At 71.0% G+C, this 26,960-nt stretch carries 23 protein-coding genes; 8 read left to right on the top strand and 15 right to left on the bottom strand.

Annotated elements, in window-relative coordinates; all coding sequences use genetic code 11:
* Positions 1-183 precede the first annotated feature (183 nt).
* The gene (locus Cs7R123_RS20140) at positions 184-1,590 is read left to right on the top strand and encodes a glycosyltransferase 87 family protein (protein WP_212828595.1); all 1,407 of its coding nucleotides are present in this window, start codon (positions 184-186) and stop codon (positions 1,588-1,590) included.
* A 217-nt stretch (positions 1,591-1,807) separates the two neighbouring features.
* On the opposite strand, the gene Cs7R123_RS20135 is transcribed toward Cs7R123_RS20140, so the two are convergent.
* The 3 genes from Cs7R123_RS20135 to moaCB are packed head-to-tail and all read right to left on the bottom strand — an operon-like array spanning position 1,808 to position 4,430.
* The gene (locus Cs7R123_RS20135; RefSeq protein WP_212828593.1) at positions 1,808-2,233 is read right to left on the bottom strand and encodes a molybdenum cofactor biosynthesis protein MoaE; all 426 of its coding nucleotides are present in this window, start codon (positions 2,231-2,233) and stop codon (positions 1,808-1,810) included.
* Positions 2,230-3,423, bottom strand: coding sequence for a molybdopterin molybdotransferase MoeA (locus Cs7R123_RS20130; RefSeq protein ID WP_212828591.1), 1,194 nt, complete (start codon positions 3,421-3,423; stop codon positions 2,230-2,232). Before Cs7R123_RS20130 ends, Cs7R123_RS20135 begins: the two co-directional genes overlap by 4 nt.
* Positions 3,420-4,430, bottom strand: a complete 1,011-nt coding sequence (gene moaCB / locus Cs7R123_RS20125) for a bifunctional molybdenum cofactor biosynthesis protein MoaC/MoaB (RefSeq protein WP_280517317.1) — start codon at positions 4,428-4,430, stop codon at positions 3,420-3,422. The genes Cs7R123_RS20130 and moaCB overlap by 4 nt, the downstream gene beginning before the upstream one ends.
* 306 nt (positions 4,431-4,736) lie before the next feature.
* Here moaCB and Cs7R123_RS20120 point away from each other — a divergent pair, with 306 nt between their 5' ends.
* Positions 4,737-7,262, top strand: coding sequence for a bifunctional diguanylate cyclase/phosphodiesterase (locus tag Cs7R123_RS20120; RefSeq protein ID WP_212828587.1), 2,526 nt, complete (start codon positions 4,737-4,739; stop codon positions 7,260-7,262).
* Positions 7,259-8,602 (top strand): glycosyltransferase 87 family protein, encoded by a 1,344-nt coding sequence (locus Cs7R123_RS20115; protein ID WP_212828584.1) that lies wholly within the window; start codon positions 7,259-7,261, stop codon positions 8,600-8,602. The genes Cs7R123_RS20120 and Cs7R123_RS20115 overlap by 4 nt, the downstream gene beginning before the upstream one ends.
* Here the strand turns inward: Cs7R123_RS20115 and crcB are convergent.
* Genes crcB through dnaB form a run of 4 tightly spaced genes read right to left on the bottom strand, consistent with a single transcriptional unit; the run spans position 8,584 to position 12,452 of the window.
* Positions 8,584-8,934 carry a fluoride efflux transporter CrcB gene (crcB, locus tag Cs7R123_RS20110; protein ID WP_212828582.1) on the bottom strand — a complete coding sequence of 117 codons (351 nt, stop codon included), beginning with the start codon at positions 8,932-8,934 and terminating at the stop codon, positions 8,584-8,586. The two genes, Cs7R123_RS20115 and crcB, sit on opposite strands and share 19 nt — an antisense overlap.
* Complete coding sequence (locus Cs7R123_RS20105) at positions 8,931-9,254, bottom strand: DUF190 domain-containing protein (protein WP_212828580.1); 324 nt, start codon at positions 9,252-9,254, stop codon at positions 8,931-8,933. The genes crcB and Cs7R123_RS20105 overlap by 4 nt, the downstream gene beginning before the upstream one ends.
* Positions 9,251-9,646 carry a CrcB family protein gene (locus Cs7R123_RS20100; protein WP_212828578.1) on the bottom strand — a complete coding sequence of 132 codons (396 nt, stop codon included), beginning with the start codon at positions 9,644-9,646 and terminating at the stop codon, positions 9,251-9,253. The genes Cs7R123_RS20105 and Cs7R123_RS20100 overlap by 4 nt, the downstream gene beginning before the upstream one ends.
* A 7-nt stretch (positions 9,647-9,653) precedes the next feature.
* Complete coding sequence (gene dnaB / locus Cs7R123_RS20095) at positions 9,654-12,452, bottom strand: replicative DNA helicase (RefSeq protein ID WP_244872033.1); 2,799 nt, start codon at positions 12,450-12,452, stop codon at positions 9,654-9,656.
* A gap of 455 nt (positions 12,453-12,907) precedes the next feature.
* Here dnaB and Cs7R123_RS20090 point away from each other — a divergent pair, with 455 nt between their 5' ends.
* The gene (locus tag Cs7R123_RS20090) at positions 12,908-13,537 is read left to right on the top strand and encodes a hypothetical protein (RefSeq protein WP_212828574.1); all 630 of its coding nucleotides are present in this window, start codon (positions 12,908-12,910) and stop codon (positions 13,535-13,537) included.
* 315 nt (positions 13,538-13,852) lie between these two features.
* Positions 13,853-15,319, top strand: a complete 1,467-nt coding sequence (locus Cs7R123_RS20085; RefSeq protein WP_212828573.1) for a von Willebrand factor type A domain-containing protein — start codon at positions 13,853-13,855, stop codon at positions 15,317-15,319.
* Positions 15,320-15,372: 53 nt separating this feature from the next.
* Here the strand turns inward: Cs7R123_RS20085 and rplI are convergent, their stop codons facing one another.
* The 5 genes from rplI to Cs7R123_RS20060 all read right to left on the bottom strand — a co-directional run bounded on the left by rplI (position 15,373) and on the right by Cs7R123_RS20060 (position 18,211).
* Positions 15,373-15,822, bottom strand: a complete 450-nt coding sequence (rplI, locus tag Cs7R123_RS20080; RefSeq protein WP_212828568.1) for a 50S ribosomal protein L9 — start codon at positions 15,820-15,822, stop codon at positions 15,373-15,375.
* A 14-nt stretch (positions 15,823-15,836) separates the two neighbouring features.
* Entirely contained in the window at positions 15,837-16,076 is a 240-nt protein-coding gene (gene rpsR / locus Cs7R123_RS20075) for a 30S ribosomal protein S18 (protein WP_120317647.1), read from the bottom strand.
* Between the two features lie 62 nt (positions 16,077-16,138).
* Positions 16,139-16,654: a single-stranded DNA-binding protein gene (locus Cs7R123_RS20070; RefSeq protein WP_212828566.1), complete on the bottom strand. Its 516-nt coding sequence runs from the start codon at positions 16,652-16,654 to the stop codon at positions 16,139-16,141.
* 100 nt (positions 16,655-16,754) lie between these two features.
* Entirely contained in the window at positions 16,755-17,045 is a 291-nt protein-coding gene (gene rpsF / locus Cs7R123_RS20065; protein WP_212829296.1) for a 30S ribosomal protein S6, read from the bottom strand.
* 335 nt (positions 17,046-17,380) lie between these two features.
* Positions 17,381-18,211, bottom strand: coding sequence for a hypothetical protein (locus Cs7R123_RS20060; protein WP_212828565.1), 831 nt, complete (start codon positions 18,209-18,211; stop codon positions 17,381-17,383).
* 189 nt (positions 18,212-18,400) lie between these two features.
* Here Cs7R123_RS20060 and Cs7R123_RS20055 point away from each other — a divergent pair, with 189 nt between their 5' ends.
* Together Cs7R123_RS20055 and Cs7R123_RS20050 are read left to right on the top strand one after the other, a co-directional pair.
* Positions 18,401-19,189 (top strand): deoxyribonuclease IV, encoded by a 789-nt coding sequence (locus Cs7R123_RS20055; protein WP_212829295.1) that lies wholly within the window; start codon positions 18,401-18,403, stop codon positions 19,187-19,189.
* Positions 19,190-19,220: 31 nt separating this feature from the next.
* Complete coding sequence (locus Cs7R123_RS20050) at positions 19,221-21,056, top strand: hypothetical protein (RefSeq protein WP_244871930.1); 1,836 nt, start codon at positions 19,221-19,223, stop codon at positions 21,054-21,056.
* Positions 21,057-21,119: 63 nt separating this feature from the next.
* Here the strand turns inward: Cs7R123_RS20050 and Cs7R123_RS20045 are convergent, their stop codons facing one another.
* The 3 genes from Cs7R123_RS20045 to Cs7R123_RS20035 form a co-directional block, all read right to left on the bottom strand.
* On the bottom strand, positions 21,120-22,610 hold the full coding sequence (locus tag Cs7R123_RS20045; RefSeq protein ID WP_212828564.1) for a glycosyltransferase family 87 protein: 1,491 nt from the start codon (positions 22,608-22,610) through the stop codon (positions 21,120-21,122).
* A gap of 131 nt (positions 22,611-22,741) precedes the next feature.
* Positions 22,742-25,603, bottom strand: a complete 2,862-nt coding sequence (locus Cs7R123_RS20040; protein ID WP_212828563.1) for a transglycosylase domain-containing protein — start codon at positions 25,601-25,603, stop codon at positions 22,742-22,744.
* Position 25,604: 1 nt separating this feature from the next.
* Complete coding sequence (locus Cs7R123_RS20035) at positions 25,605-26,021, bottom strand: DUF5318 family protein (protein ID WP_212828562.1); 417 nt, start codon at positions 26,019-26,021, stop codon at positions 25,605-25,607.
* A 267-nt stretch (positions 26,022-26,288) separates the two neighbouring features.
* Here Cs7R123_RS20035 and Cs7R123_RS20030 point away from each other — a divergent pair, with 267 nt between their 5' ends.
* Positions 26,289-26,930, top strand: a complete 642-nt coding sequence (locus Cs7R123_RS20030) for a PadR family transcriptional regulator (protein ID WP_308442890.1) — start codon at positions 26,289-26,291, stop codon at positions 26,928-26,930.
* Positions 26,931-26,960 lie beyond the last annotated feature (30 nt).

The following is a 26,960-nucleotide window of genomic DNA, read 5'->3' as shown; positions in this document are numbered from 1 at the left end:
GGTGTGACGCCAATCACTCGAACTTCGCACCATGCGTTAACCCGCTGGAAATGTCGCAAAGGCGTGTGGGATCGGACACGGTCGGGTAACACGGGAGGTACTGGAGTGCCCCGCCGTTCTAGGCTGCTGAGCAGACACGAACGGGACACCGAACCCCGGGACCTTGAAGGAGGTGGCGACGCCATGCCGTCTTTCGGCGTGCGCAGTCTGCCCCGCCTCACCGAGCGCCACCGCAACCTCCGTGACCGGCGACCCCTGCGATGGGATCGCTGGACCCTCGTCCGGGTCGGCATAGTCGCCGCCGTCTGCTACGCCTCCTGGGCGACCGAGCAGAACTTCGGACGGTGGTACGACTTCTTCGATATGAAGATCTATCACGGTGCGGTGGAGTGGTGGGCCGGCGGCGGCGAGCTGTACGACTACATCGCACCGAACACCACGCTCGGTTTCACGTACCCGCCGTTCGCCGCGCTGACGATGCTGCCCATGGCCGCCGTCAGCAGCGCGGTCGCCGGCTGGATCAACATCCTCATCGGGCTGGTCTCGCTGGGGCTGGTGCTGACCGTGCTGCTGGTCCCGGTCGCCGACCGGTGCGGCTGGTCGCGCTGGCTCACCGTGGCGATCGCCCTGCCGCTGTTCGCCGCGATCGAGCCGTCCCGGGAGACGCTGGGCTTCGGCCAGGTCAACCTGATCCTGTTCGCGCTGGTCATGGCGGACATGGTGGCGCTGCGGCGCGGCTGGCGCTGGGCGGGCGTGGGCATCGGCCTGGCCACGGCGATCAAGCTGACCCCGGCGCTGTTCATCGTCTACTTCCTGGTCAGCAGGCAGTGGCGAGCGGCGGCGACCGCGACCGGCGCGACGATCGCGGCGACCGCGGCGGCGTACCTGGTGGTGCCGCATGAGTCGACCATGTACTTCGGCAGCGTGATCTGGCAGACCGAGCGGGTCGGCGCCGCGGACATGACGCCGAACCAGTCCCTGGCCGGCCTGCTGTCCCGCCTGTACGACACCACGAACGCCCCGAGCCTGCTGTGGATCGCGTTCACGCTGGTGCTGCTCGCGGTCGGCCTGTCCCGGGCCACCGCCGCGCACACCGAGGGCGACGAGCTGACCGCGTTCACGCTGGTCGGCCTCACCGCCAACGTGATCAGCCCGATCTCGTGGACGCACCACCTGGTCTGGGTCGTCCCGGCGATCATCGCGCTGGGCGACCAGGCGCTGCGCCGCCGCGCCGCCAGCCGGGGCCTGCTCGCCCGCGCCCGGTCCACTCCGGGCCTGCGCGAGCCGATCTGGTTCCCGTGGCTGGTCGGTGCGCGCCACGCGGCCGCCGCGATCGGGCTGTACCTGCTGTTCCTCATCTCCCCGATCTGGCCCTACGAGCACCAGCTCCCCGGGGTCTCGCACTACGCCGACGGACTGTTCGGCATGCTGGCCGAGAACTCGCTGGCGATCGCGCTGATCGTGCTGGTGGCGGCGCTGCCGTCGCGGCCCGGCGCCGAGCCCGCGTTCGGCCACGTCCCGGTGCGCATCCCCCAGGTGCGCCAGGCGGTCCCGACCCCGGCCCGGCAGGCCGTCGCCACCACCCGCTGACGGCCCCGCACGACGAAGCGCGCCCCACCCGACCACGGGTGGGGCGCGCTCTCACTTCCTCCGCCACCCGCCACCCGCCGCCCGCCAGGCGGTCGGTGAGGTTGCAGTTTCGGGGAAAGTGCTGGAATCCGGCCCATGATTCGCGCACTTTCCCCGAAAGTGCGCGAACCCCGCGCGCCGCCGGCGGGGCGCGGCGCCCCGCCGGCGGCGTGCGGGGCTACGGGCAGTTGACCCATTCGTCGGTGCCGTCGGCGAAGAGCTGGTGCTTCCACATCGGCAGGCGCTGCTTGACCAGGTCCACCAGGCGGGCGCAGGCGGTGAAGGCGGCCGCCCGGTGCGCCGTGGCGACCGCCGCCGCCAGGGCGACGTCGCCGACGGCCAGCGGGCCGTACCGGTGGGACACCGCGATCGCGTAGACGTCCGGGTCGGCCGCCAGTTCCTCGGCGACCTCGCGCAGCACCGCTTCGGCGGTCGGGTGCGCCTCGTAGGTCAGCGAGGTCACCGGCCGGGCGTGGTCGTGGTCGCGCACCACCCCGGCGAAGCTGACCACGGCCCCGGCGCGCGGGTCGGCGACGGCCGCCTCGTGCGCGGTGACGTCGAGCGGCGCGGTCGTGACCGTGCTGATGGCGATGCGTCCGGTCACGGGATGGCCACCAGGTCGACGGCGTCGCCGGGGCGGCCGCTGGTGCCGGGCGGGATCACGGCGAACCCCTGCGCCCCGGCCAGCCCGCGCAGCATCGCCGAGCCGACGTGCGGGACCGGCCGGGCCAGCCCGTCCACCGGGTCGAGGCGCACCAGCGCAAGGTGGGTGTAGTCGCCCCGGCCGGGCACGGCCTCGCCGAGGGTCGCCTGCGGCAGCGCCGGTTCGGGACGGCCGGTCAGGCCCGCGAGCAGCGGCATGACCAGGGACACCAGTGCGACCACGGCCGACTGCGGGTTGCCGGGCAGTCCGGCCACGAACCGCGTACGGTCCCCGTGCCGCAGCGCCGCGACCAGCATCGGGAACCCGGGCCGCACCGCGACGGTGTTCACGACGTACTGCGCGCCGAGCTCGGCCAGGGCGGGGTGCAGGTGGTCGACGGGCCCGTGCATGGTGCCGCCGGTGGTGCAGATCAGGTCGGCGCCGTCGTCCAAGGCCGCCCGCAGCGCCTCGACGTGGGCGGCCAGCGTGTCCTTGATCGGGCCGGCGGCGGGGCCGCAGTGGGCGCCGAGCCGCCGCAGGTACGCCGGGATCGACGGCCCGAGCGCGTCGCGGACCCGCCCGTCACCGGGCAGGCCCTCGGTGAGCAGCTCGTCGCCGAAGACCAGCACGGCGGCGCGCGGCGCGGGCCGTACCGGCAGGGTGTCGTGGCCGCACGACGCGGCCAGGCCGATGACGCCCGGGGTGACCGGCGTCCCGGCGGGCAGCAGCACCTCGCCCGCGCGGGCCTCCTCGCCGGGCAGGCGCCATTCGCGCTCGCTCTTGGGGGTGCCGTCGACGAGGTCGCCGCTGCGGGTGGCGTGCTCGACGCGCAGGATCGCCTCGGTCCCGTCGGGCACCATCGCCCCGGTCGCGATCTCGACGGCGGCGCCGTCGCCGGTGAGCGGCTCGGGCACGCCGCCGGCCAGCACCCGGCCGCCGACCCGCCACGGGCCGCGGCCGCGCAGCGCGAAGCCGTCGATGCTGGACGTGGGGAAGGCGGGCAGGTCGGTGCCGGGCGCCAGGGACGCGGCCAGGGTCAGCCCGTCGGCGTCGAGCAGCGGCACGGTGACGGCCGGGCGCTGGGCCTTCCAGCCTGCGCCGTGTACGTCGCGGCGGGCGGCGGCCCAGTCGCGAGGCGTCGATGCGGTCATGGGTTCGACCCTAGTCCTGCGGCCGGGCCGGGCTGCGTCGCGTGGTCCGCGCCGCGCAGCTGCTCGACCGCGTGTGGCAGCACCTTGGCGAGCACGGCCAGGCCGTCGCGGATGCCCCCGGTGGAGCCGGGGAGGTTGACGACGAGGGTGCGCCCGGCGACGCCCGCGATCCCGCGCGACAGCGCCGCCAGCGGGGTGGCCCCGGCCGCGCGGACGGCGTCGGCGATCCCGGTGACCTCGTAGTCGACCAGGGCGCGGGTGACCTCGGGGGTGCGGTCGGTCGGGCTGATCCCGGTGCCGCCGGTGGTGACGATCGCGTCGGGGCGGTCGGCCAGCGCCGCCAGCAGCGCCTGCCGGACCGGTTCGCCGTCGGGGACGACGGTCACGCCGGTGACCTCGCAGCCCATCGCACGCAGTCCGTCAGCTAGGAGAGGACCGCCGGTGTCGGCGTAGACGCCGGTCGCGGCGCGGGTGGAGGCGACGACGACATGGGCGCGCGGTGTCCCGGTGTTTGGGACGACGGTGGCGGGGGAAGGCTCAGGCGTGTCGTCGCGTACCCACAGGCCGGTCTTGCCGCCCTCCTTGCGCAGCACCCGGACCTGCTCGATGCTGGCGGCCGGATCGACCGCCTTGATCATGTCGATGAGGGCCAGCCCGGCGGTGGCGACGCAGGTCAGGGCTTCCATCTCGACCCCGGTACGGTCTGCCGTACGCACCGTCGCGGTTATTTCGACTCCGTCTGTCGCGAGGGACAGGTCGACAGTGACACCGTGGACGGCGATGGGATGGCACAGCGGTATGAGTTCCGGAGTGCGCTTCGCCGCCATGATCCCGGCCAGCCGGGCGACGCCGAGCGCATCGCCCTTCGGCACGCCCGCTCCCGCCAGCAGGTCCAGCACCGCCGCCGTGGTGCGCACCCGCCCGGCCGCGACCGCGCTACGCACCGTGATCTCTTTGCCGGCGACGTCCACCATCCGCGCGGCGCCTTTGGCGTCCACATGAGTCAGTTGAGGTGAGGTTCCGGACGTGGGTAGTTCTGTCACGACTAGAGCCTAGTTGCCAAGGCGTCGAACACTGACAGTGAACACGACGAGTAAGCGACTCACCACTAACTGTGATAAATCGCCATACTTGTTTGAATTATGAACGTACTAGTTGAAAGCAACCGCGCAGAAACTACGCTCTCCAGCAGAGGTTGGCAAGCAGACAGCTCGAGCCGAGGAGACGGAAATGCGCAGTCACGAGTGGAACTGAAAATCGCTTAGGCTGTCGGCACTCACGACCATCTGTCTCCTGACGGAAGAGGTCAGCACGTGGCCGACCAGACGAACACCTCGCAGCAGACCGATCGGCAGCTCAGACTGCTAGTCGGTCTAGTTGCGTCTCTGGGGGCGGTCATCGTCCTCGCCTCCCTGGGCTTCGCCCTCACCAGACCCGTGGGCAGCGAACTGGCGCTGCGCGCCGGCGGCATGGCCCTGCTGGTGATGCTGGCGACCCTCACCAACGTGCAGGTGCGCATCCGGTCCAACCACCACAACGTGCACTGGGCCGACGCCGCGCTCCTGGTCGCCGCCGCCCTGCTGCCGATGCCCTGGGCGGTGCTGGCCGCCGTCGTGGGCTCCACCGCCGCCAGGGCCGTGAACCGGATGGCCTCGCCGATGCGGTTCGTCTTCGCCGTGGCCAAGGAGACCGTCATCTGCGGCATCGCCGCGGCGGTGCTGTCACTCGCGCCGAGCGCGGCCCAGGACCCGGTGCACCATCTCGGCCTGCTCGCGCTGGCCTACCTGGCCGCGCAGGTGGCCGACGACGTCATCGCGCTGCCCGTCATCGCGCTGGCCACGCAGACCAGCCTGCGCGACCGCTTCCTGGCCGACCCCGACCTGCGCTGGGGCTCGGCGCTGGTGCGCTTCGCGGTGGCGGTGCTGACGCTGGTCGTGCTCAAGCAGGAACCGCAGCTGCTCATCGTCATTCCTGTGATCGTCCTCAGCCTTCACCTCACCCATCGCGGCCGGGTGCGGGCGCGGGCCGAGCGCAAGGCCTGGCAGCAGCTCGCCGAGGCGACCGACGCGCTGAACGCGGTGCAGCTGGACGAGGTGCTGCGCAAGGCCGTCCGCAACGCGGCGACGCTGTTCTCCGCCGACACGGTCGAGGTGGAGATCCGCCTGCCCGGCCTGGAGCAGCTGGTCAGCGGCACCCACGCCGAGATCCTGTACCAGGGCACCCCCACCCACGTGCCGCCGGACCCGGCCCGCACCGCGGTCGTGCCGCTGGGCGGCGACGGCGACAGCGAGAAGGTCGGCGAGCTGCGCCTGTGCTTCCAGCGCCCGGTCTCGCTGTCCGAGCGCGAGCAGCTCACCCTGCGCGCGTTCGCGGGCGCGCTGGGCACCTCGGTCCGCAACGCCACCTCGTTCGTGCAGCTCGAACAGCTCGCCGACAAGTACGCCCACGACGCGACCCACGACCCGCTCACCGGCCTGCCCAACCGGCGGCTGCTGCGCGACGAGGTCACGCTGGCCCTGGACACCCGCGGCGCCCGCCGCGGCGTGACCGCGCTGCTGGTGCTGGACCTCAACCACTTCAAGGAGATCAACGACGCCCTCGGGCACGGCGCGGGCGACCAGGTGCTGGTCACCGTGGCGCGGCGGCTGGAGGAAGCGGCCGGGACGGACGCGCTCGTGTCCCGCCTCGGCGGTGACGAGTTCGCGGTGCTGTACCGCTCGGTGCCGACCCCGGCACTGGCCCAGCACCGGGCGGAGGCGCTGCTCAAGGTGCTCCAGGAGCCGGTCGAGATCGACGGCATGCCGATGGTGGTGTCGGCGAGCGCCGGTGTCGCCACCGCCCCGTCCACCGGCGGCTTCGTAGAGCTGCTGCGCCGCGCCGACATCGCGATGTACCAGGCCAAGCGCACCGGGCGGATGGTCGCGGTGTACGCACCCGACCGCGACACCGCCGACCGCACCCGTCTGGTCGTCGGCGGCATGCTGCCGCGCGCCGTGGCCCAGCGCGAGTTCACGCTGGAGTTCCAGCCGATCGTCGACATGGCCAGCGGCGCCACCATCGGCGCCGAGGCGCTGGCCCGCTGGCAGCACCCCGACCGCGGCCGGGTCGAGCCGCGCAGCTTCCTGGAGCCGATCGAGCGGTCCGGCCTGCTGACCGCGTTCACCGACGCGGTGCTCGACCAGGCCCTCGCCGGGGCGGCCCGGTGGCGGGCGGCCGGATGCCGCTGGCCGGTCGCGGTGAACATCTCCCCGCGCAGCCTGCTCGACCGGCGGCTGCCCGCCCTGGTCGCCACCCGCCTCGACGACCACGGCCTGCCCGGCGACGCGCTCATGCTGGAGCTGACCGAGTCGCACAACCTGAGCCCGCTGGACGTCGTCGACCAGGTGCTGGCCGAGCTGACCGAGCTCGGCTGCGAGCTGGCCCTGGACGACTTCGGCACCGGCTACTCCTCGCTGTCGGTGCTGGCCCGCATCCAGGCCCGCGAGCTGAAGATCGACCGCTCGTTCGTGGTGCAGATGGAGCACAGCATCAGCGACGCCGCCGTCGTGCGCTCCACCGTGGAGCTGGCCAACCACCTCGACCTGCTGGTCGTCGCGGAGGGCGTGGAGCGGGAGAGCCAGCGGCAGATGCTGTGGAAGCTCGGCTGCACCGCCGGGCAGGGCCACCTGTTCGCCAAGCCGATGCCGCTGCCCGCGCTGATGGAGCTGATCGACAGCGGCAAGATCACTCAGTTGGCCGAGCCGCTGCACCGGCCGGGCGCGGTGGTGCAGCTGCCGCAGAAGCGGCGCAACCCCGGGCGTGGCACCGGCACCGGGCGGGTGTCAGACTCCACGGCATGACCAGCGCATCCGGCCGCCCCGCCCGTGACCTGTGGCGCCGGATCGACCGGGCCGCCGGCGGCCTGGCCGCCGACCTCGGGCTGTACGCCCTGAGCGCGCTGTTCGCCGGGTTCACCGGCGCCGGGTCGACGCTGGCGCCGCACCGGGCCTGGGGCGCCGTCGCGGTCTGGGGCTACGCCGCCGCCTGCGCCGCCGTCGTGGTCCAGCTGCTCATCCGGTACGCCGCGAGCCGGGCGCCCGCCACGCCCAAGCTCACCGGCCCCACCGCCCGCGCCGCCGTCACCGCGGTGACCTGGCTGGTCGTCACGCTGCTGCCGCTGCTCCTCCAGGCCGCCGCGCGCGCCGGGGGAGCCGGCGACCGGGCCCAGGAGGAGGTGCTGGTCGTCGAGGCGTCCGCCCGGCGCCTGCTCGACACCGGCACGCCCTACCTCGGGCGGGATGCCATCGCGGGGCTGTCCGATCCGCTGCTCGGCTACACGCCGTACCAGCCGGGGATGGCGGTCTTCGGCCTGCCGCGCGCGCTGTTCGGCGCAGCGGCCTGGACCGACGCCCGGGTCTGGTTCGCCCTCGCCACCGCGGCCTGCGTGGTCGCCGCGGCCGCCCTGCTCCGCCGCCCCGGCACCGGCGGCACGCAGGTCCAGGACAGCCTCCTGGTGCGCGCCGTCCAGGCGGCCACCGTGCTGCCGCTGTGCGCGCTGACCCTGGCGACCGGCGGCGACGATCTGCCGGTGCTGGCCCTGTGCCTGCTCGCACTCGCGCTGGCGGCCCGGCGGCGGTTCGGCTGGGCGGGAGCCGCCATCGGCGCCGCCGCCGCGATGAAGCTGCTCGCCTGGCCGGTCGTGGTGGTGCTCGCCGCGTACGCCCTGGTCCGCCGCCGGGGCATCCGCTACGCCGCCGGGGCGGTGGGCCTGCCCGTGCTGGCCATGCTGCCGCCGCTGCTGGTCGAACCGGCGGCGTTCATCGAGAACGTGATCCGGTTCCCCACCGGCCACGGCCTGGTCACCAGCCCGGCCGCGTCACCGCTGCTGGGACGCCTGCTCGCCGAGCACGTCCCGGCGGGCCGCACCGTGGCCCTGGCCCTGCTCGGCCTCACCGCCCTGGCCATCGCCGCCTGGCTGCTGCGCCACCCGCCCCGCTCCGCCGCCACGGTGGCCGCCGTCTGCGCCGTCGGCCTGCTGGCAGCCATCATCCTGATGCCCGCCACCCGCTTCGGCTACCTCCTCTACCCCGCCACCCTCGCCCTCTGGGCCGCCCCGCTCTTCTCCGTCGATCATGAACTTATGGCACGGGTCGACGGCGTGTCGGGGGCACAGCTTCCTGATCAACTCAGCAAGGCGTAGCCGGCCGCTGCGGCGAGCAGGCCGAGGGTGATGCTGAGGGCGGCGTTGAGGACGGCGTAGCCCTTGGCGCCGGACTCGGCGAGCTTGAGGGTCTCGTAGCCGAAGGTGGAGTACGTGGTCAGGGCGCCGCAGAAGCCGGTGCCGAGCAGGGCCGCGAGATCGCTGGTCGCCGCGCCGCCGGCCAGCGCGCCGAGCACGAACGAGCCGACCACGTTCACCGCCAGCGTCCCCCAGGGGAAGACCGAGTCATGGCGGGCCTGCACCGCCCGGTCGGCCAGGTATCGCAGCGGCGCCCCCACCGCCGCGCCCAGCGCCACCAGCAGCACCGTCACGGCAGGTCCCCCAGGTCGACCAGCTCCACCGGCTCCACCGTGACCAGCCCGTCGACGCCGAGCTCGGCCAGCTCCGGCAGGAACGCCCGCACCTTCTCGGCCGCGTCCACGATGACCACGAACATCGGCAGCTCCGCCGAGAGCGACAGCAGCCGGTCGGTATGGATCCGCGCGGACCGCCCGTATCCCTCGACGCCGCGCAGCACCGTCGCGCCCGCCAGCCCGGCCCGGTGCGCCCGGTGCACGATCTCGGTGTAGAGCGGCCGATGGGCCACCCGGTCGTCCTCGCCGACGACCACCGTCAGCCGCAACGCGCTCACCGCCGCACCGCCCATCGCGTCAGCACCGTCCCGCCGTACACCGCGAGCAGGGCCGACACGAGCGTGCCGGCCAGGTAGGCCAGCGCCGTGCCCGGAGCTCCGGCGTGCAGCAGCCGCACGATGTCGACGGTATACGTCGAGAAGGTGGTGAACCCGCCCAGCACGCCGGTGCCGACGAACGGCCGCAGCAGGCGCCGCCCCGGATACACGTGCGTGACCAGCACCATCAGCACGCCGATGAGCCCGCACCCGAGCACGTTGATCGCGAAGACGGTCCACGGGAACCCGTCCGGCGGCTGCGGGAACGCGACCCCTAGCCCGTAGCGGGCGAGCGCGCCGAGCACACCCCCGGCGGAGATGACGCCGAGCACGTCCCACTGTCCGCGCCGCATGCCGGGCTCAGCCGAAGGCCATGTCCACGAAGCGGGAGAAGTGCAGCTGCGCGGCGACCGTGATGGTGTCGGTGGGGCCGTTACGGTGCTTGGCCACGATGAAGTCGGCCTCACCCGCGCGCGGCGACTCCTTGTCGTAGTAGTCGTCGCGGTGCAGCAGGATCACGATGTCGGCGTCCTGCTCGATCGAGCCGGACTCACGCAGGTCGGACAGCTGGGGCCGCTTGTCGGTGCGCTGCTCCGGGCCGCGGTTCAGCTGGCTCACCGCGATCACCGGGCACTCGACCTCCTTGGCCAGCAGCTTGAGGCCACGGGACAGCTCGGAGACCTCCTGCTGGCGGCTCTCGGTCTTCTTCGGCGAGCTCATCAGCTGGAGGTAGTCGACGACGATCAGCTTCAGGTTGTGCCGCTGCTTGAGGCGGCGCGCCTTGGCCCGGATCTCCATCAGGTTCATGTTCGGGGTGTCGTCGACGAAGATCGGCGCCTCGGAGATCTCGCCCATGCACCGGGCGAGCTTGGTCCAGTCGTCGTCGGACAGCTTGCCCGAGCGCAGCACGTGCAGCGGCACCTTGGCCTCGGCCGACAGCAGGCGCATGACGATCTCGGTCTTCGACATTTCCAGCGAGAAGATGGCGCTGGCCGCGTTCGCCCGGATCGCTGCGTTACGGGCGAAGTCCATCGACGCGGTGCTGTTGTGCGTCGGGATCATCGACCTGCCTGCCAGGTACAGGTGGTCGGTGTTGTCGACGGTCACACATCGCACGGGGACACTGGCGACCGGTCGCACAGCGACCACGTACCGGATGCCGGTCCGGGTCAGGTTCCTCGTCCGGCAGCGCTCCTTGTGCGCAAGCTTCTTGCGTTCCAGGCGGAAGATCTCGTCTGCGGTGGAGAAGTTCAGGGTGTACGCCGTGGAGGACTCCGGGGTCCGGCCCTTCACCCGCCTGGTCGTGACGGTGCAGCGGTAGCCCAGGCTGATAACCAGTTCCTGCATGGTGTCGGCCAGTTTCGCGCTGGTCGACGTGAGCTGGAGGTTGCCGGTGGGCGCGACCGTTCCGTCGGTGTCCATCAGCCCGGCGAGCAAGTCGCGCCGCTGGCGCTCGGAAGCACGGAGATAAGCGGCGGGGACGTGCTTGTCACCGTAGACACCGGCGGCCCGCAGATATCCGAGGAACGACCCGAACCGGGCATGGCACTCGGCACACCGCCGGGACACCCCGCCGGTGGCGGGAGTGACCTTGCCGCACGTGGCGCAGCCCTCGCGGTCCTCTGGCGGCACCATCCCCTTCGACCGGCCGCCGCAGGATCGACCACAGGTGTAGACACTGACGGCCTGGGGAGTGAACTGTTCGCCGCAGACCACGCACACACGGTCGGCGAGCGGAGGCAGCTCCGGCACTTTGATCGAGTACAGGTACAGGCCGGACTCCGGCATCATCGAGAACCCGTCAGCCTCGATATAGGTGACCATCTCCGGGTCGGCGGTCGTGATCCGAGCGGCCAGCGAATGCCCGTCGCCGAGCCAGGCGCCGAGTGTGTACGGCGGGACAGGCAGGTCCGTTCGCTCCGGAAGTGCCAGGGCGGCGGTGTTCTCCACCGCATGGTTGAGCCTGCCGTCGGCGGGGTGGTGCAGCGTGGCCGCGATCTGCTCCGTCGTGACGGGTTCGACCGGGGCTGCTGTCGTCTCCGCGTTCATCAGCCGGTCGACCCGCTGGCGCAGTGCCTGCATCAGCGCCTGTCGCGAATACGCCGGCCAGGCCCGGTTCCAGGGCTGGCCATTCCGCTCGTACTGCCGGATCACCTTCGCGCTCGAACCGACCTCAGCGGCGACGACCTGCAGCACGTGCCGGAAGACCGGACCGGCGAACGACTCCGCCTCGCGGAGCGTCACGAGCACGTCGTCCTGGGCCATCGCCTCGCGGAGCACGGCCTCAGCCTGGGCTCGGGCAGCCTCCGGCCACTGGTGGGCCGCCTTGGTCTCGGCTCGCTGCCGACGGCTTGCCCGGGTGGTGGTCTTCCAGAGATGGTCGGCGTCGGCAACGATGGTCGAACCGTCGGAGAACTCGACCTCGTAACACGGGCGATCGTGCATCACGTCGAACGCGTGCGACACCTGCGTCGGTCGGCCGTCGGCGCCGATGAGCCAGTCGCCAGGGCCGACTTCGCCCATGGTCGTCCAACCGGCGGGCGTCGGCAGCGGCGTGTCCAGCGCCAGGGCCTTGCCGAGGCCCGGTCGACCGGCGACGATGATGAGCTGGCCCGCCTGGAGCCCGCTGAGCAGTCCGTCGAGGTCCTGGAAGCCGGTGGGCACCCCGCGCATGGTGCCGTCGGCGGCGCCCACGGCCTCGATCTCGTCCAGCGTCGGCTGGATCATGTCGGCGAGCACGGCGAAGTCCTCGCTGACGCGGCGCTCGGTGACGTCGTAGACGGCCTGCTGGGCGAGGTCGACGACGTCGTCGACGTCGCGGCCGGTGCCCGCGGCCGAGCCGTAGCCGAGCTGCACGATCTTCGTGCCCGCCTCGACGAGGCGGCGCAGCACGGCGCGCTCGCTGACGATGCGCGCGTAGTAGGAGGCGTTGGCCGCGGTGGGGACCGTCGCGATCAGCGTGTGCAGGTACGGCGCGCCGCCGACCCGGGACAGCTCGGCCTTGGCCTCCAGCACCGCCGCGACGGTGATCAGGTCGGCGGGCTCGCCGCGACCGTACAGATCGAGCACGGCCTCGAAGATGGTCGAGTGCGCGGGCTTGTAGAAGTCGTTGGCGCGCAGGATCTCGACCACGTCGGCGATGGCGTCCTTCGACAGCATCATGCCGCCGAGCACGCACTGCTCGGCCGCCACGTCCTGCGGCGGAGTGCGCTCGTAGACCGCCTGGTCGGGGGCTGGAGGCTGGGTCGCGAGGACCTGTCCCCGTACGCCGTCACCCACTGTCGTCACGGCGCCTCCCCCTACTTTCGCGGATCTGATTGACCCTAGGCGGGCCGCCGCCCGGGCACAAACACCCCGGTGGACAGACCTGCGGACAACCCTGTGGACAACCCCGGAAGACCTGTGGGGGATGCTGTGCACAACCTGTGGACAGGCGCATTCCACAAGATGTGCATAACGCTCTGACCTGGGAAAACACTACACACAGGGTGTGCACACAAGATTATCGCCAAGATTTTCGGATCGGGCGTGGCGTAGATCATGACATCGTTGTCCGCCGATTTTCGCCGGTTCGGCCGATTGCCCGGGACATCGGTCTCGGCCACGCTGCCCGCGTGGGATATCCGGACCGGCAGTCGCAGCCCGAGGGGTGGGGGCAGGTGCCGTACGGCGCGCCCAACACCCGGGCCGGCGGCTGGGGCGATCCGGACGACCGGGCCGTGCCGCGCCAGCGCTCCGCCGCCGACCGCTACGGCCAGCCGTCCTACGACGACCGCGACGACCGCGGCTTCCACACCTACGTCACCCACGAGGCCTACGAGCCGTACGAGGACGACCGGTGGCCGGACAACCTCGCCGAGCACCCCCCGCCGGAGGCCCGCACGGCTCACGCCCCGGCGCCTGACCAGGGGCCGGGCGAGCGCGACTACTGGTCGGCGCTGCTGTGGGCCACCGGGTGGTTCGCCGTGCCACTACTGGTCCTGCTCGGGCGGGCGCTGCTGCTGCCCGGCACCCCCGACCCCGCGTGCCTGGCGGTCGGGCTCGGCGGCTGCGAATCCAAGCGCTCCGCGGCGCTGGGCGACCTGATCTCCTCGTCGCCGCGCTGGGCGCTGGCCCTGGGTGGCGCGCTCGCGGTGGCGGCCGTGCTCCGCTGGGCCAGCGACACCTGGCGCGCCGCGACCATCGGCTTCTGCGCCGCCGTCGTCGCCGGCGGCGCCGCCACCGTCCTGCTCAGCATCACCTGACGCCCCGTCGCGCCGCGTGCGCGCCGCCTGGCGCCGCGCCGCGCGTTCGTTGCCGCAGTTTCGGGGAAACGGCCCGAATAGGTGGCCTGATTCCAGCAGTTCCCCCGAAACTGCACGCGTCGCAGCCACCCGCGCGTGGCGGGGCGGAGGGGCAGTGCGCGGGTAGGGCCGCGTGGGCGCGGTTTCCCGGAAGGTGCTGCATCCCGGTCCGGGCGGATAACAGCCAGGTGTCAGGAGTGTCGCGATTGGTTCCGCTTGTGTCTCAGGTACGACACATCACGAGCTTTTGATCTTGTCAGGCCCGTCCATGGGTGCATGAAGCGACTCAGCGCCCCCGCCATCCTGCTCGCCGTCGCGCTCGCCGCGGCAGGCTGCTCCGCGGGCGAACCCTCGACCTCCGCCGACCGCCCAGCCCCGCCCGGACCGCAGGCCGGGGCCGACCGCGACCAGGGCGCCGCCGTCGACCCCCAGCGCGACAACCAGTCCACCTTCGCCCTGGACGTGGACACCGCCTCCTACACGTACGCGGCGGGCCGGATCGCCGACGGGCGGCTGCCCGACGCGAACACCGTGCGCCCCGAGGAGTTCGTCAACGCCTTCGACCAGCACTATCCGCAGCCCCGCGGCGACGGGTTCGCGGTGCACGTGGACGGCACGCGGGTGCCCGGAAGCCATGCGGGCTCGTCGTCGCTGCGGCTGCTGCGCATCGGTTTGCAGACCCGCGCCGAGGACGCCGGGCAGCGTAGGGACGCCGCGCTGACGTTCGTGATCGACGTGTCCGGCTCGATGGGCGACCCCGGCCGGCTCGACCTGGTCTCCGACGCGCTGCACACCCTGGTCGACCAGCTCCGCCCGACCGACGCGGTCGCGATCGTCACCTTCAACGACAGCGCGAAGGTGGTGCGCCGGATGACCCGGGTGTCGGAGAAGGAGGACCTGCACGCCGCGATCGACTCGCTGCGCGCGGGCGGCAGCACCAACCTGGGCGCGGGCCTGGTGACCGGCTACCAGACCGCGCGGGACGGCTTCCGCGACGGCTACAGCAACCGGGTGATCCTGCTCTCGGACGGCCTGGCCAACACCGGAAACACCGACGCCGACCGGATGCTGCGCCAGGTGCGCGCGGAGGCCGACAAGCAGATCGCGCTGCTGGGCGTAGGCGTCGGCAGCGACTACGGCGACGCGCTGATGGAGCGGCTGGCCGACCGCGGCGACGGGTTCGTCGTGTACGTCTCCGAGCGGCGCCAGGCCCGCGACGTCTTCGTCCGCAGGCTGCCCGCGACGCTGTCGCTGCGCGCACTCGACGCCAAGGCCCAGGTCACGTTCGACTCCGCGACCGTCGAGAGCTACCAGCTCATCGGGTACGACGACCGCCGCGTCGCCGACCAGGACTTCCGCAACGACCGCGTCGACGGCGGCGAGGTCGGCCCGGGGCACTCGGTGACCGCGCTGTACCTGGTCAAGCTGGTGCCCGAGGCGCGCGGCCGGGTGGCGCAGGTGCGGGTCCGCTGGCTGGACCCGGTGAGCAAGGAGGCGTCCGAGGCGTACGAGTCGGTCGAGGCCGCCGACCTGGACGGCACGTTCGACCGGGCCGACCCGCGGCTGCGGGTCTGCTACGCGGCGGCCTTCTTCGCGGTGGCGCTGCGCGGCGGCGCCGACGGCCGCCCGGACGTGGCCGAGCTGGCCCGCATCGCCGACACGGCCGCGGGCGAGCTGGACGACCGCGCGGTCGACGACCTCGCCGACATGATCCACGACGCCCAGCCGCTGCTGGGCCGCTGAGCAGACGATCGCGGCCCCCGGGACGGTGTCCCGGGGGCCGCGATGCGTTCCGCTTACTTGGCGGCGACCACGTTCAGGTTGAACTTGGCGGTCACGTCCGGGTGCAGCTTGATCTGCACCGTGTAACCACCGGTCGTCTTGATGTGGCCCGGCAGCTCGATCTTCCGCTTGTCGAGCGCGGGACCGCCGGCCGACTTCACGGCGTCGGCGATCTCGTTCGCGGTGACCGAACCGAACAGGCGGCCGCCCTGGCCGGCGCGAGCCTGCAGGGTGACCTTCAGGCCCTCCAGCGCCGACTTCAGCTCGTTGGCGTGGCCCAGGTCCTTGACCTCACGGGCCGCGCGGGCCCGCTTGATCGAGGAGACCTGCTTCTCGGCGCCCTTGGTCCACGCGATCGCGAAGCCCTGGGGCAGCAGGTAGTTACGGCCGAAACCGTCCTTGACCTCGACGATGTCACCCGGGGTGCCGAGACCGGACACCTCGTGCGTAAGAATGATCTTCATTGCGGTGCCCCCTCTCAGCGACCCGTGGTGGTGTACGGCAGGAGCGCCATCTCACGGGCGTTCTTGACCGCACGAGCGATCTGCCGCTGCTGCTGCGTGGTCACGCCGGTCACCCGCCGAGCGCGGATCTTGCCGCGGTCGGAGATGAACTTGCGCAGCAGCGCGGTGTCCTTGTAGTCGATGTAGGTGATCCCCTCCTTGTCGAGCGGGTTCACCTTCTTCTTCGGTTTGCGGAGGGCCGCAGCCTTCGCCATTTTCATGTTCCTCAAGTCTCTGCATTCTCTGACGGTCCGCCGCGAAGCGGCCGGATCATCCGTCAGAACGGTGGCTCGTCGTCGAAGTTGCCACCCGAACCGCCGGCCGGAGAGGCGGTAGCCCACGGGTCGTCGGCGAAACCTCCGCCGCCGCCCCCGCCGGAGCTGTTACCGCCGGAGCCGGAGCCGTAGCCGCCACCACTGCCACCGGAGCGCGACATCTTCTGCACCTTCGCCGTGGCATACCGCAGCGACGGGCCGATCTCGTCGACCTCCAGCTCGAAGACAGTGCGCTTCTCGCCTTCCTTCGTCTCGTACGACCGCTGGCGCAGCCGTCCCGAGATGATGACGCGGGAACCCCGCTGCAGCGACTCGGCGACGTTCTCCGCGACCTGACGCCACACCGAGCACTGCAGGAAGAGCGGCTCGCCGTCCTTCCACTCGCCGGAGGCCCGGTCGAGCGTGCGCGGGGTGGATGCGACGCGGAACTTCGCCACTGCCGCACCCGACGGGGTGAAGCGCAGCTCAGGGTCGTCGGTCAGGTTGCCGATGACCGTGATGGTGGTTTCTCCAGCCATGACCTTCTCCTCGGTTCACATATGTTCTGCCGCAAAGGTTCCCACAGGGATGCGACAGCACACGTGAAGCGGTCCGGGCGTTGCGTATCCGGGAGGAAGCTCAGCGAACTTCCGGACGGATGACCTTGGTACGCAGCACCGACTCGTTGAGTCGCAGCTGGCGGTCCAGCTCGGCCACGGCCTCAGGCGACGCCTGGAGGTCGATGACGGCGTAGATACCTTCGGCCTTCTTGTTGATCTCGAAGGAGAGCCGGCGACGGCCCCACACATCGAGCTTCTCAACCGAGCCACCCGACGTACGGATCACGTTGAGGTACGTGTCCAGCGACGGTGCGACGGTGCGCTCCTCGAGACTGGGGTCGAGGATCACCATGACTTCGTAGTGACGCAAGACGTACTCACCTCCTATGGGCTGATCGGCCACGGTCGTTCCGTGGCAGGAGGTCTGCGTCGTTCTGCGAGAAGCCGCGGGATAGGCCCGCGGCGGACAGAACTCGCCCATACTACCTGCTCGGGATGGTGCGCCCGCTTTCGCCCGTACCCCCGGGCGGATGACCCGTGTCACCGTCGGCAATGCGACACGGCCGCCCCAGGTGAGACGGCCGTGTACCGAATGAATGTCCTGGAATAGACCGCGGAGCGCTCTTCCGACGCTGGGTGGGACCTGGGGAGGAACGACCACACCGACGATGTTGGAAAGAGCGCTCCGCGGAGTCTCTGTTGATGCTACGCGAACTCTGCCCGAGTTGCCCGCTGAGCGATAATAGCCCGAATTGCACCCGCACCCACGCCTACGACACACACCGTGGCGATAATTGCCAGAAGTCCGATCGGCCCGTTGTCGACCGGGAAGCTGGCCTCCTGCATGGGCCCGCTGTTCCCGCTGCCCTCGCCCACCACGACGGCGCTGCTGGGGCTCGGGTCTGCCCCCGGCTGCTCGTCGTCCGGGTTGAAGATGTCCTTCGGCACTTCCGGGATCGCGGTGTCGTCGCCGCTCGGCGCGGGTTCCGAGCTGTTGGCCGACGACCCGTGGCTGCTGCTGTGGCTGTCGCGGCTCTTGCTCGGCTTGGTCGACGACGAGCTGCCCGAGGTGCTGCCGGAGCTGCGGCTCGGGTTCGGGGTCGAGCCGGTGGTGGGGGTCGTGCCGGTCGGCTGTGTGGTACGCGCCGCCACGTCGACCGTCAGCGGTTCGAAGCTCGGGTTCAGGTTGAGCAGGCACTCCGGGACCATGGCGACCTTGACCGGGCCGCGGTGGAACTGCACCTCGATCGTCTCGCCGTCCGACACCGCGGCGCTGTCCTTGCCGTCGATCTGCAGCGTCGCCTTCTGGCCCAGGCCGTTGGTCAGCTTGACCTTCGACTCGGCGGCGACGGTGATCTTCATGGTGGTCGGCTTGGAGCCGCACAGCAGCACGCCCAGGCCGCCCCCGGTGAAGTCGACGTTCGGCGCGGCCTCCGGCTCGGCGGCCCCGGCCGGGCTCGCCAGCAGCAGCGGCAGGCCCGCCAGGAGGCCGGCCGCGGCGAACGCGGCGGCACGTCGACGAATGGCGTACGACATGGATTTCTCCCCCTGGGGCAGGCGCCCCGGTTCAGGTCACCTCGCGGGGGCGAGGTGGCACGCGTCTCATGCCTCCCGACCGGCGGAGCGTGGGGAGCCACGTGCGGCACTGAGCTCAACGCGACAACTGCGCTCCGGTTGCGCCTGCGACCACGCGACAGGTCGGCGGGGGCGGGTAATACTGGTCGAATGCTTATCGGGGCTCACGTCGATTACGAAGATCCGCTCGCGGAGGCGGCCGCGCGCGGCGCGGACGTCATCCAGTTCTTCCTGTCCGATCCGCAGGAGTGGAAGCCGCCCGTGCCGCGTGCCGACCTCGCGGCCATCCGTGAGAGCGCGGTCCAGGTCTTCATCCACGCGCCCTACCGGATCAACGTGGCCACCACGAACAACCGGATCCGCATCCCGAGCCGCAAACTGCTCATCCAGCACGTGCTGGGCGCCGCGGAGGTCGGCGCCGCCGGGCTGATCGTGCACGGCGGCCACGTCGACAAGGGCGACGACCTCGCGACCGGGTTCGACAACTGGCGCAAGGCCCTCCAGCAGGCCAAGGACAGCGGCGCCGTCCTTCCCGGGACCCCGATCCTGATCGAGAACACCGCGGGCGGCGACAACGCCTGCGCCCGGCGCTTCGACAACCTGTCCCGGCTCTGGGACGCGGTCGGCGACTTCGGCGTCGGCTTCTGCCTCGACACCTGCCACGCGCACGCGGGCGGCGAGGACCTGCTCGACATCGTCGATCGTGTGAAGGCCATCACCGGCCGGATCGACCTGATCCACGCGAACGGATCGCGAGACGAATTCGACTCCGGGCGCGATCGGCACGACAATCTGACGAGCAAGAGTGAACCCGGCATGATCGATCCCGAGCTGGTCGCGGCTGTCATCAGCGCGTCCGGCGCTCCGGCGGTGGTGGAGACCCCCGGCGGCGCGGAAGGTCAGTCGGCCGACATCGCGTACCTGCGCGCACACCTGTGAGAGGTCAGCTGTGACTGGGACCGAGAGCACCGTGGCGAACGAGCCCGTGACTCCGCGCCACCCTGCGCCGGAGCCCGAGCCGATCGAGGAGGACGCCTTCGCCCGGTTCAGCCCGGCCCCGGAGGAGAACCCCGGCCGGCTGCGCCACCTCGCGCGGCGCACCTGGCGGGTGGTCGTGCACGAGTGGGCGCTGGCGGCGTACGTGTCGCTGGCGCTCGCGGTGATCATGACCTGGCCCACCGCGTGGTACGCCAGGTTCACGATCCCGCAGGACACCGGTGACCCCACCCTGCAGGCGTGGCAGATGGCCTGGTCCGGGCACTCGCTCAAGACCAACATCGGGCAGCTGTGGAACTCCAACAGCTTCTACCCCGAGCCGTACAGCTTCGCCTTCTCCGACACCCTGCTCGGCTACTCGCCCGCGGGTCTGTTCGGCACCGGCATGCAGGCGGCGCTGGTCCGCTACAACGTGATGTACATCCTGCTGCACGCGCTCGCCTTCTTCGGCGCGTACGTGCTGGCCCGCCAGCTCGGCTCGGGCAAGACCGGCGCGGCCGTGGCGGGTGCCGCGTTCGCGTACGCCCCGTGGCGCCTGGCCCAGGCCGGGCACATGCACATCATGTCGACCGGCGGCATCGCGCTGGCCCTGGCCATGCTCGCCCGCGGCCACGGCTTCTCGCTGCGCGGCGGCTACGACCCGGACAAGCGCAAGCCCGGCTGGGCGCTGGCGGGCTGGCTGGTCGCGGCGTGGCAGGTCAGCCTCGGCTTCGGCATCGGCCTGCCCTTCGCGTACGTGGTGGCCGCGATCGTGCTGGTCAGCCTGGTGTTCTGGTTCGTGTACCGCTACCGCAACGGCGCGCACCGGCCCTTCGGCTGGAAGCTGTTCTCGGCCGACCTGGTCGGCGGGGTCGTGTTCGCCGCCGTCGGCGGGCTGATGGCGCTGCCGTACCTGAAGGTCGTCGAGCTGCACCCGTACGCGCAGCGCTCCGAGGCCGAGCTGTCCTGGTACTCCCCGCCCGCGCTCGGCTTCTTCACCAGCCCGGCCCAGGACCTGCTGTGGGGCCAGGCCCACTCCGGCGCCCGCGAGACGCTGGGCTGGGCGGCGGGGGAGACCAGCCTGCTGCCCGGCTTCGTGCTGTACGGCCTGGCCATCGCCGGCCTGATCCTGTCGGTCTGGACGCTGCGCCAGCGCCTGCTGCTGTTCGCGGGCGTGGTGCTGAGCGTCGTGCTGGCCATGGGCACCCAGTTCTTCGGCGGCCGCCCCGGCTACCTGTGGCTGTACGACGTGCTGCCCGGCTGGGACGCCATCCGCACCCCGGGCCGCCTCGTGGTCTGGACCACCCTGCTGCTGGCGCTGCTGGCAGCGGGCGCGGTGACCGCCTTCGTCGAGCAGGCCAAGCAGATCGCGGTGGAGCGGGTGCCGTCCCGCCCGCACCCGATGCTGCGTCTGGCCACGTTCCTGCCGCTGGCGCTGGTGCTGATCGAGGGTCTGAACATCACCGAGCACCCGGTGGTGCCGCAGCAGCCCGCCGCGATGGCCGCGGCCCAGGGCCCGCTGCTGGTGCTGCCCAGCGACCCGCTGATGGACATGAAGGTCATGCTCTGGTCGACCGACCGGTTCGAGCCCATCGTCAACGGCAACAGCGGCTTCCAGCCGCAGAGCCTCGGCGAGATCCGGGAGCTGACCAAGAACTTCCCCGACCAGGCCAGCGTCGACCGGCTGCGCCAGATCGGCGTCAAGACCGTGGTCGTCCTCAAGGAGGAGGCCAAGGGCTCGCCGTACGAGGCGGCCCTGACCGCCTCCGGGGACGGCCTGGGTCTCCAGCGCACCGAGACCGCCGACGCGGTGACCTTCACCCTGTCCTGACCGTAAAGAGGCGCGGCCCCTGCTCCCGATGGAGCAGGGGCCGCGCCTCTTCGTATACCGGCTTCAGGCGACGGCGAGCCTGCCGCTGCCGCCGTCCGCGGCCAGGACGGGCGGGGCGCCCGGGTCCGGGTTGAGCGGGCCGGCGTCGGGGTCGGGGGTGTCGGAGTCGGCGTACGTACGCCGCACCACGTCCAGCTCCGGCCGCAGGATGTCGCGCACCACCAGCACCACCAGCGCCACCACGGCGATCAGCCGGATCGCGGAGGCCAGCACGAACACGCCCTCCGGGAACACCGGCTTGCCGGAAGCGGTCATCAGCTCGCCGTAGAAGGCCAGGAAGTAGATCACCTCGGCGACCTGCCACACCAGGAACGACACCCACTTGGGCCGCGCCAGGATCAGCAGCGGCAGCAGCCACAGCGTGAACTGCTGCGACCAGACCTTGTTGGTGATCAGGAACAGCGCCACCACCAGGAACGCGAGCTGCGCCACCCGGGGCGGGGTCTTGGCCATCAGGGCCAGCACCAGGATGCCGACGCAGCAGGCGGCGAACAGCGCCAGCGACAGGTTGGTCACCAGCGGCACCTTGTCCCAGATCGTAGCGCCGGACGGGTCGAGGTGGCGCCCGATGTACCAGGACGTGCCCCAGTCGATGCCGCGCTCGGTGTTCAGATCGAGGAACCGCTTCCAGTTGTCGTAGTGCGTGACCATCACCGGCACGTTCACCACGAGCCAGGCCACGGCACCCGCCGCGACGGCCTTGAGCAGCGGCATCAGTTCCCGGCGGCGCCAGAAGTCGAACAGGGGGTTGTCCGCCTCGCCGGTCAGCTCGCGCACCGGCCGCAGGGCCAGCGCGGCCAACGGCAGGAACAGGAACGCGGGCCATAGTTTGGCGGCCATGCCCAGGCCGAGCATGGCCCCGGCGGCGATCGGGTTCCGCTTGGCCCAGAACCAGACGCCCGCGACCGCCAGCACGATGGCCAGCAGGTCCCAGTTGACCGTGGCTGTCACCAGCAGCGCGGGGGACAGGGCGAACATCGCCGCGTCCCATGGTCTGCGCCGCCGCAGCGAGAGCATCATGGCGACCGTGGCGATCGCGAAGACGCCCAGCACCAGGGCGTTGGCGTTGTAGAAGTACTGCGCCTGGTTGATGTCGTTCTTCGTGCCGAACGCGTGCACGGGCAGGCCGATGAGGCCCATGAAGGCGCCGGTGAGCACCGGGTACTCGACCGGGTAGTCGACGTACGGCACCGCGCCCTCGTTGAGGTGCTCGGCGTAGTAGAGCGCGAGCACGTCGGTGTAGCAGAAGTGCGTGTACTGCTTGTAGTCCGCCCAGGCGCCGTCCTGGCAGGGCGACTTCTGCACCCAGTGGAACGCGAGCATCAGGCAGGTGAGCGCGAGCACGATCCGCGCGGCGGTCCAGAACCTGCCGCCGCGGTCGGGGGTCTGCGGCACCGCGTGCTCGCCGCGCGGGCCGCCGATCGCCTCGCTGAGGCCGTGGACGAACGGGTCCTCGGTCGAGGGTGAGGCGACGTGCTCACGAACATCACTCATAGCCCGACATCCTGCCTCAGAAATCTGTGAAGCGCAGCAAGGCGCCAGGTAGCGGGCGGCAATTGGGAAAAGAAAGAGGGGGTCCCGTGACGGGACCCCCTCTCAGGGCATCTGATCAGCGATTACGCCGATCACCTGTTACATAGCGGGTTCGTCGGTTTGCACGATCGCGATGGTTGCGGGCTCGGGTTCCCACCGCCGTTGCCGCCGCCGGTGCCCGGCGACTGGGACGGGTCGGGGGTCGGGCACAGCGTGCCGAGCGCGCAGCCGTCGTTCGGCAGCGTCGGCGGGGCGGTCGGGGTCGGCTCTACGCCGTCGCCCTCCTCGATCGAGCCGATCTCGCCACAGGTGCAGTCGGCGATCGGCTCCATCTTCTTGCCCTTGTTGGCGCCGTTCATGAAGCCCTGCCAGATCTGGGCCGGCAGGCCGACACTGGCGATGTTGGTGTGCCCGTCCTTCTGGTAGATCGGTTCCGAGGCGCCGACGTTGTTGCCGACCCAGATCGCGGCCGCGATCTGGTTGGTGAAGCCGACGGTCCAGACGTTGGAGTTGGCGCCCTTCTTCTTCACCGACTCCCAGGTGCCGGTCTTGGCGCCGGCCTCGCGGCCGCCCTCCAGCGTCCGGCCGTAGCGGGCCGGCATGTTGCGCAGCACGCCGGCGACCTCGTCGGCGACCTCCGGGCGGATCGTCTGCTTGGAGTCCAGCTTCTCGCCGGTGTTGGGCACCTTCTCGTACTGGCCGGTCTCCTTGTTCTTCTTCAGAACCTGGAGCACGAAGTGCGGCTTGTTGTACGTGCCGTGGTTGGCCAGGGTCGCCACGCCGGTCGCGTGGTCCAGCACCGTGATCGGGTACTGGCCGTAGCCGATCTGGTAGTCGAACGCGGCGCGGACCTTGGCCGGGTCGTTCTCGAAGGCGGGGTCGTTCAGGTGGCGGGCCTTGCCGTCGTTGGTCGACCACATGGTGGTGATGCCGACCCGGCGCGCGGTGTCGAGCACCTTGTCCGGCCCGATCTGCTTAGCGATCTTGAAGAACGGGACGTTCAGCGACAGCTCGGTGACGTGCTGCAGGGTGCAGTTGGTCTTGCAGTCGATGGCGCTGACCTCGCGACCGGAGTTCTGCACCCGGTACGGGCAGGCGTTGTAGTCCTTGCAGTTCTTCTCCGTGATCGGGGTCGGGTCCCACATCGACTTGATCGAGATGCCGTTCTCCAGGGCCGCCGTCAGGGTGTAGATCTTGAACGACGACGCCGGCGGGTGGCCGCCGTCCTCGAACTCGGTGCCCTCGGCGAACTTGCCCGCGTAGTCGATGCCGGTGCCGTTCGGGCCGCCGTAGTAGGCGAGCACCCGGCCGGTCTTCGGTTCGATCGCGACGCCGGCCGCGATGACGTTCTTCGGGTATCCGTTGATCTTCGTGCCGGGCCGGTCGAGCGGCTTGACGATGACGTCCTTGCAGACCTTCTTGTCACCCTCGCCGGTGCACTGCTCCTTGCGCTCGAAGTCGCGGAACAGCTGGGCCTCCAGCGCCTTCTGGGCCGTGGCGTCGATCGTCGTGATGATCTTGTAGCCCTTGTTGCGCCAGTCGGTGATGCCCCAGGCGGCCATCTCGCGGTCGACGTACTTCTGCACGACGAAGCCGGTGCCGGTGCCGGTGATGCCCTGCTCACCCGCCTGCGCGGAGTACTTCTTGAGCGACTTCTCCGGGAAGACCATGCCCGCGCGCGCGGCGGCGTCGAGCTTGCCCATCTCGACCATGTTGTTCAGGACGTAGTTCCAGCGCTCCTTGGCCCCGTCCATGTTGAAGTTGGGGTCGAAGCCCTTGGTGCCGTCGTTCTCGTTCGGCTCGGGCTGCTTCAGCACGCCGCCGAGAACGGCGGCCTCCTCGATCGTCAGCTTGTCCGCGGGCTTGCCGAAGTACGCCTTCGAGGCCGCGCCGACGCCGGACGAGCCGCGGCCGTACCAGACGGTGTTGACGTAGAAGCCGAGGATCTGGTCCTTGGAGAACTTGTCCTCCAGGCGCCGGGCCATGACCGCCTCGCGCAGCTTACGGGCGTAGCTGACCTCGAGGTCCTTGGCCGCGTTACGCGCGTACTGCTGGGTGATGGTCGAGGCGCCCTGGGTCTCGCCGCCGGTCAGGTTGTTCCACGCGGCGCGGGCGATACCCCACATGTCGATGCCGTGGTGGTTGAAGAAGTTCTTGTCCTCGCCCGCGATCAGCGCGACCTTCACCTGCTCGCTGAGCGTGCCCATCGGCACGATCTCGCGGTTCTCGCCGCCGAGCTTGGCGATCTGGGTCTTGCCGTCGCTGGCGTAGACGAACGTGTTCTCGTTCGAGCTGAAGTCGGCAGGCTCGGGGACCGAGGAGTAGAAGTACGTGCCGACGATCAGGCCGCCGCCCGCCAGGAGGATGAAGACCGCGATCGACGACAGGATGATGCTCAGCCGCTTGCGCTTGGGCTTCTTCTTACCGCCCTGGGCGCCCTTCTTCCCCTTGCCGCCGGGACGCGCGGAACCGCCGGGCAGGTCCTCGTCCGGCACCGACGGGGGGCGCACCGAGGCCCGGCCCGCGACACCCGGCACGCTGGCCCGGCCCGCGCCGCCGCCGACCGTGGCCCGACCGGCCGCACTGGGCACGCTGGCCCGGCCGGAGGCGGGGCTCACCGGCGCCTGGCCGTAGCCGGCGCCCTGCTGCCCGTAGCCCTGGTCCTGGCCGTAACCCTGGTCCTGGCCGTAACCGCTCTGCTGGCCGTAACCCTGGTCGTAGCCGCCCTGCTGGGAGTAGCCGCCCTGGTCGTAGCCGCCGCCCTGGCCGTGTGACTGCTGCCCGTAGCCGCCGGCGTGACCGGAATCACCCTGCGGACCGTCGGAGTAGTCGTAGCCGTAGTCCTCGGATGGCACCGAAGCGCGGCCCGAGTTCGACGCCGGCGGCTGATACGGGGGACGGGAATACTCGTCGTCGTACCCGTTGCCGGCGTTGGGGTCGCCGTACGAAGTCATGTCACACCGTTCCGGTCGGGGATGTGGCGCTGGCGCCAGCTTCGGACAGCGGGGGCGCCATCCGGTGTGCTCGGCCAAGAAGGTACTGCTCCACGAGGTGGTTCCAGTTGCAGCCGCGGCACACCTCGACCACGTATACCTGGAACTCACCGAGCGTGTCGGCCAGTGCCGCCAGCTCGGCGCGCGTGCGAGCCTGGCCGGCGGCGTGCTTCAGCTGATCGCCGTAGATGTAGTGCACGTTGATCACGAACTCGCGACGGCAGATGGGGCACCGCTTCTCGGTGGTCTCGCCGTGGAACCGAGCCGCGCTCTTCAGGTAGGGCGACGCGTCGCAGACCTCTGACGTGCCGACCCTTCCCGCGTACACCTCCCGCAGCAGCGCCCGCCGCTGCAGGGCATAGTCAACGAACCCATCCATACGGGGGCGACTCCCCGTAAGCGCCCCGGTTCGGGGCACAGAGATCCGTTGCTGCGCGCGCATGAAAAGCAGGGTAACCCGTCGTCGGGACCGCCGCGACCGCCGTCACAGAGCGTGACGAACGCCGCGCCCTGCGCAGACACGGTGATCAAGGGCACCCGGGGATTGCCTAGACCTGTCGCTCCGTTCTAACGTAACGATGTATCGGCGCGATACATCGTGAAGTCAACGTCCGTGTGAACCATGCACGAGGAGGGGGTGGCCGACTTGCTCGACCTCGCCATCCTCGGCCTCCTGCACGAATCGCCGATGCACGGCTACGAGCTGCGCAAGCAGCTCAGCACCAAGCTCGGGACGATTCGTGCGGCGATCAGCTACGGCTCCCTCTACCCCACACTGCGGCGGTTGCAAACCGCCGGCTGGATAACGGAGGCGGGGGAGACCCCCGCCGACGACGCCGGCGTGCCACCGCTGACCAGCCGTCGGGGACGGGTGGTCTACAAGATCACAGCCGAGGGCAAGGAACGGTTCCAGGACCTGCTGGCGCAGGTGGGACCGGAGGCGTATGAGGATGCGGCCTTCGGTGTTCACTTCGCCTTTTTCTCCCGGACCGACGTCGACATCCGCCTGCGCATCCTCGAGGGCCGCCGCCGCAAGGTGGAGGAGCGCCGGGAGGGCTTCCGCGAGGTGCTCGCCCGCGCGGCCGTACGGCTCGACGCGTACACCCTGGAGCTCCAGCGACACGGCTTCGACGCCGCGGACCGCGAGGTCCGCTGGCTGGAGGAGCTGATCGCGAACGAGCGCTCCGGCCGCTCGCCCCAGGCGCGCGGCGCCACCGGCCCCGCGCCGGACACAGACCTGGAAAGACCGCTCACGGCCCGACCGGGCCCTGACGACTCCGCCGAGTGAGTTGGGCGGCCCGGCCGACCGGCCGACCGC

Origin of the sequence: Catellatospora sp. TT07R-123 (assembly GCF_018327705.1) — a bacterium.
In the GTDB taxonomy this organism is placed as follows: domain Bacteria; phylum Actinomycetota; class Actinomycetes; order Mycobacteriales; family Micromonosporaceae; genus Catellatospora.
The sequence above is the reverse complement of the archived record's forward strand: the minus strand, read 5'-3'. Positions and strand labels throughout refer to the sequence as shown.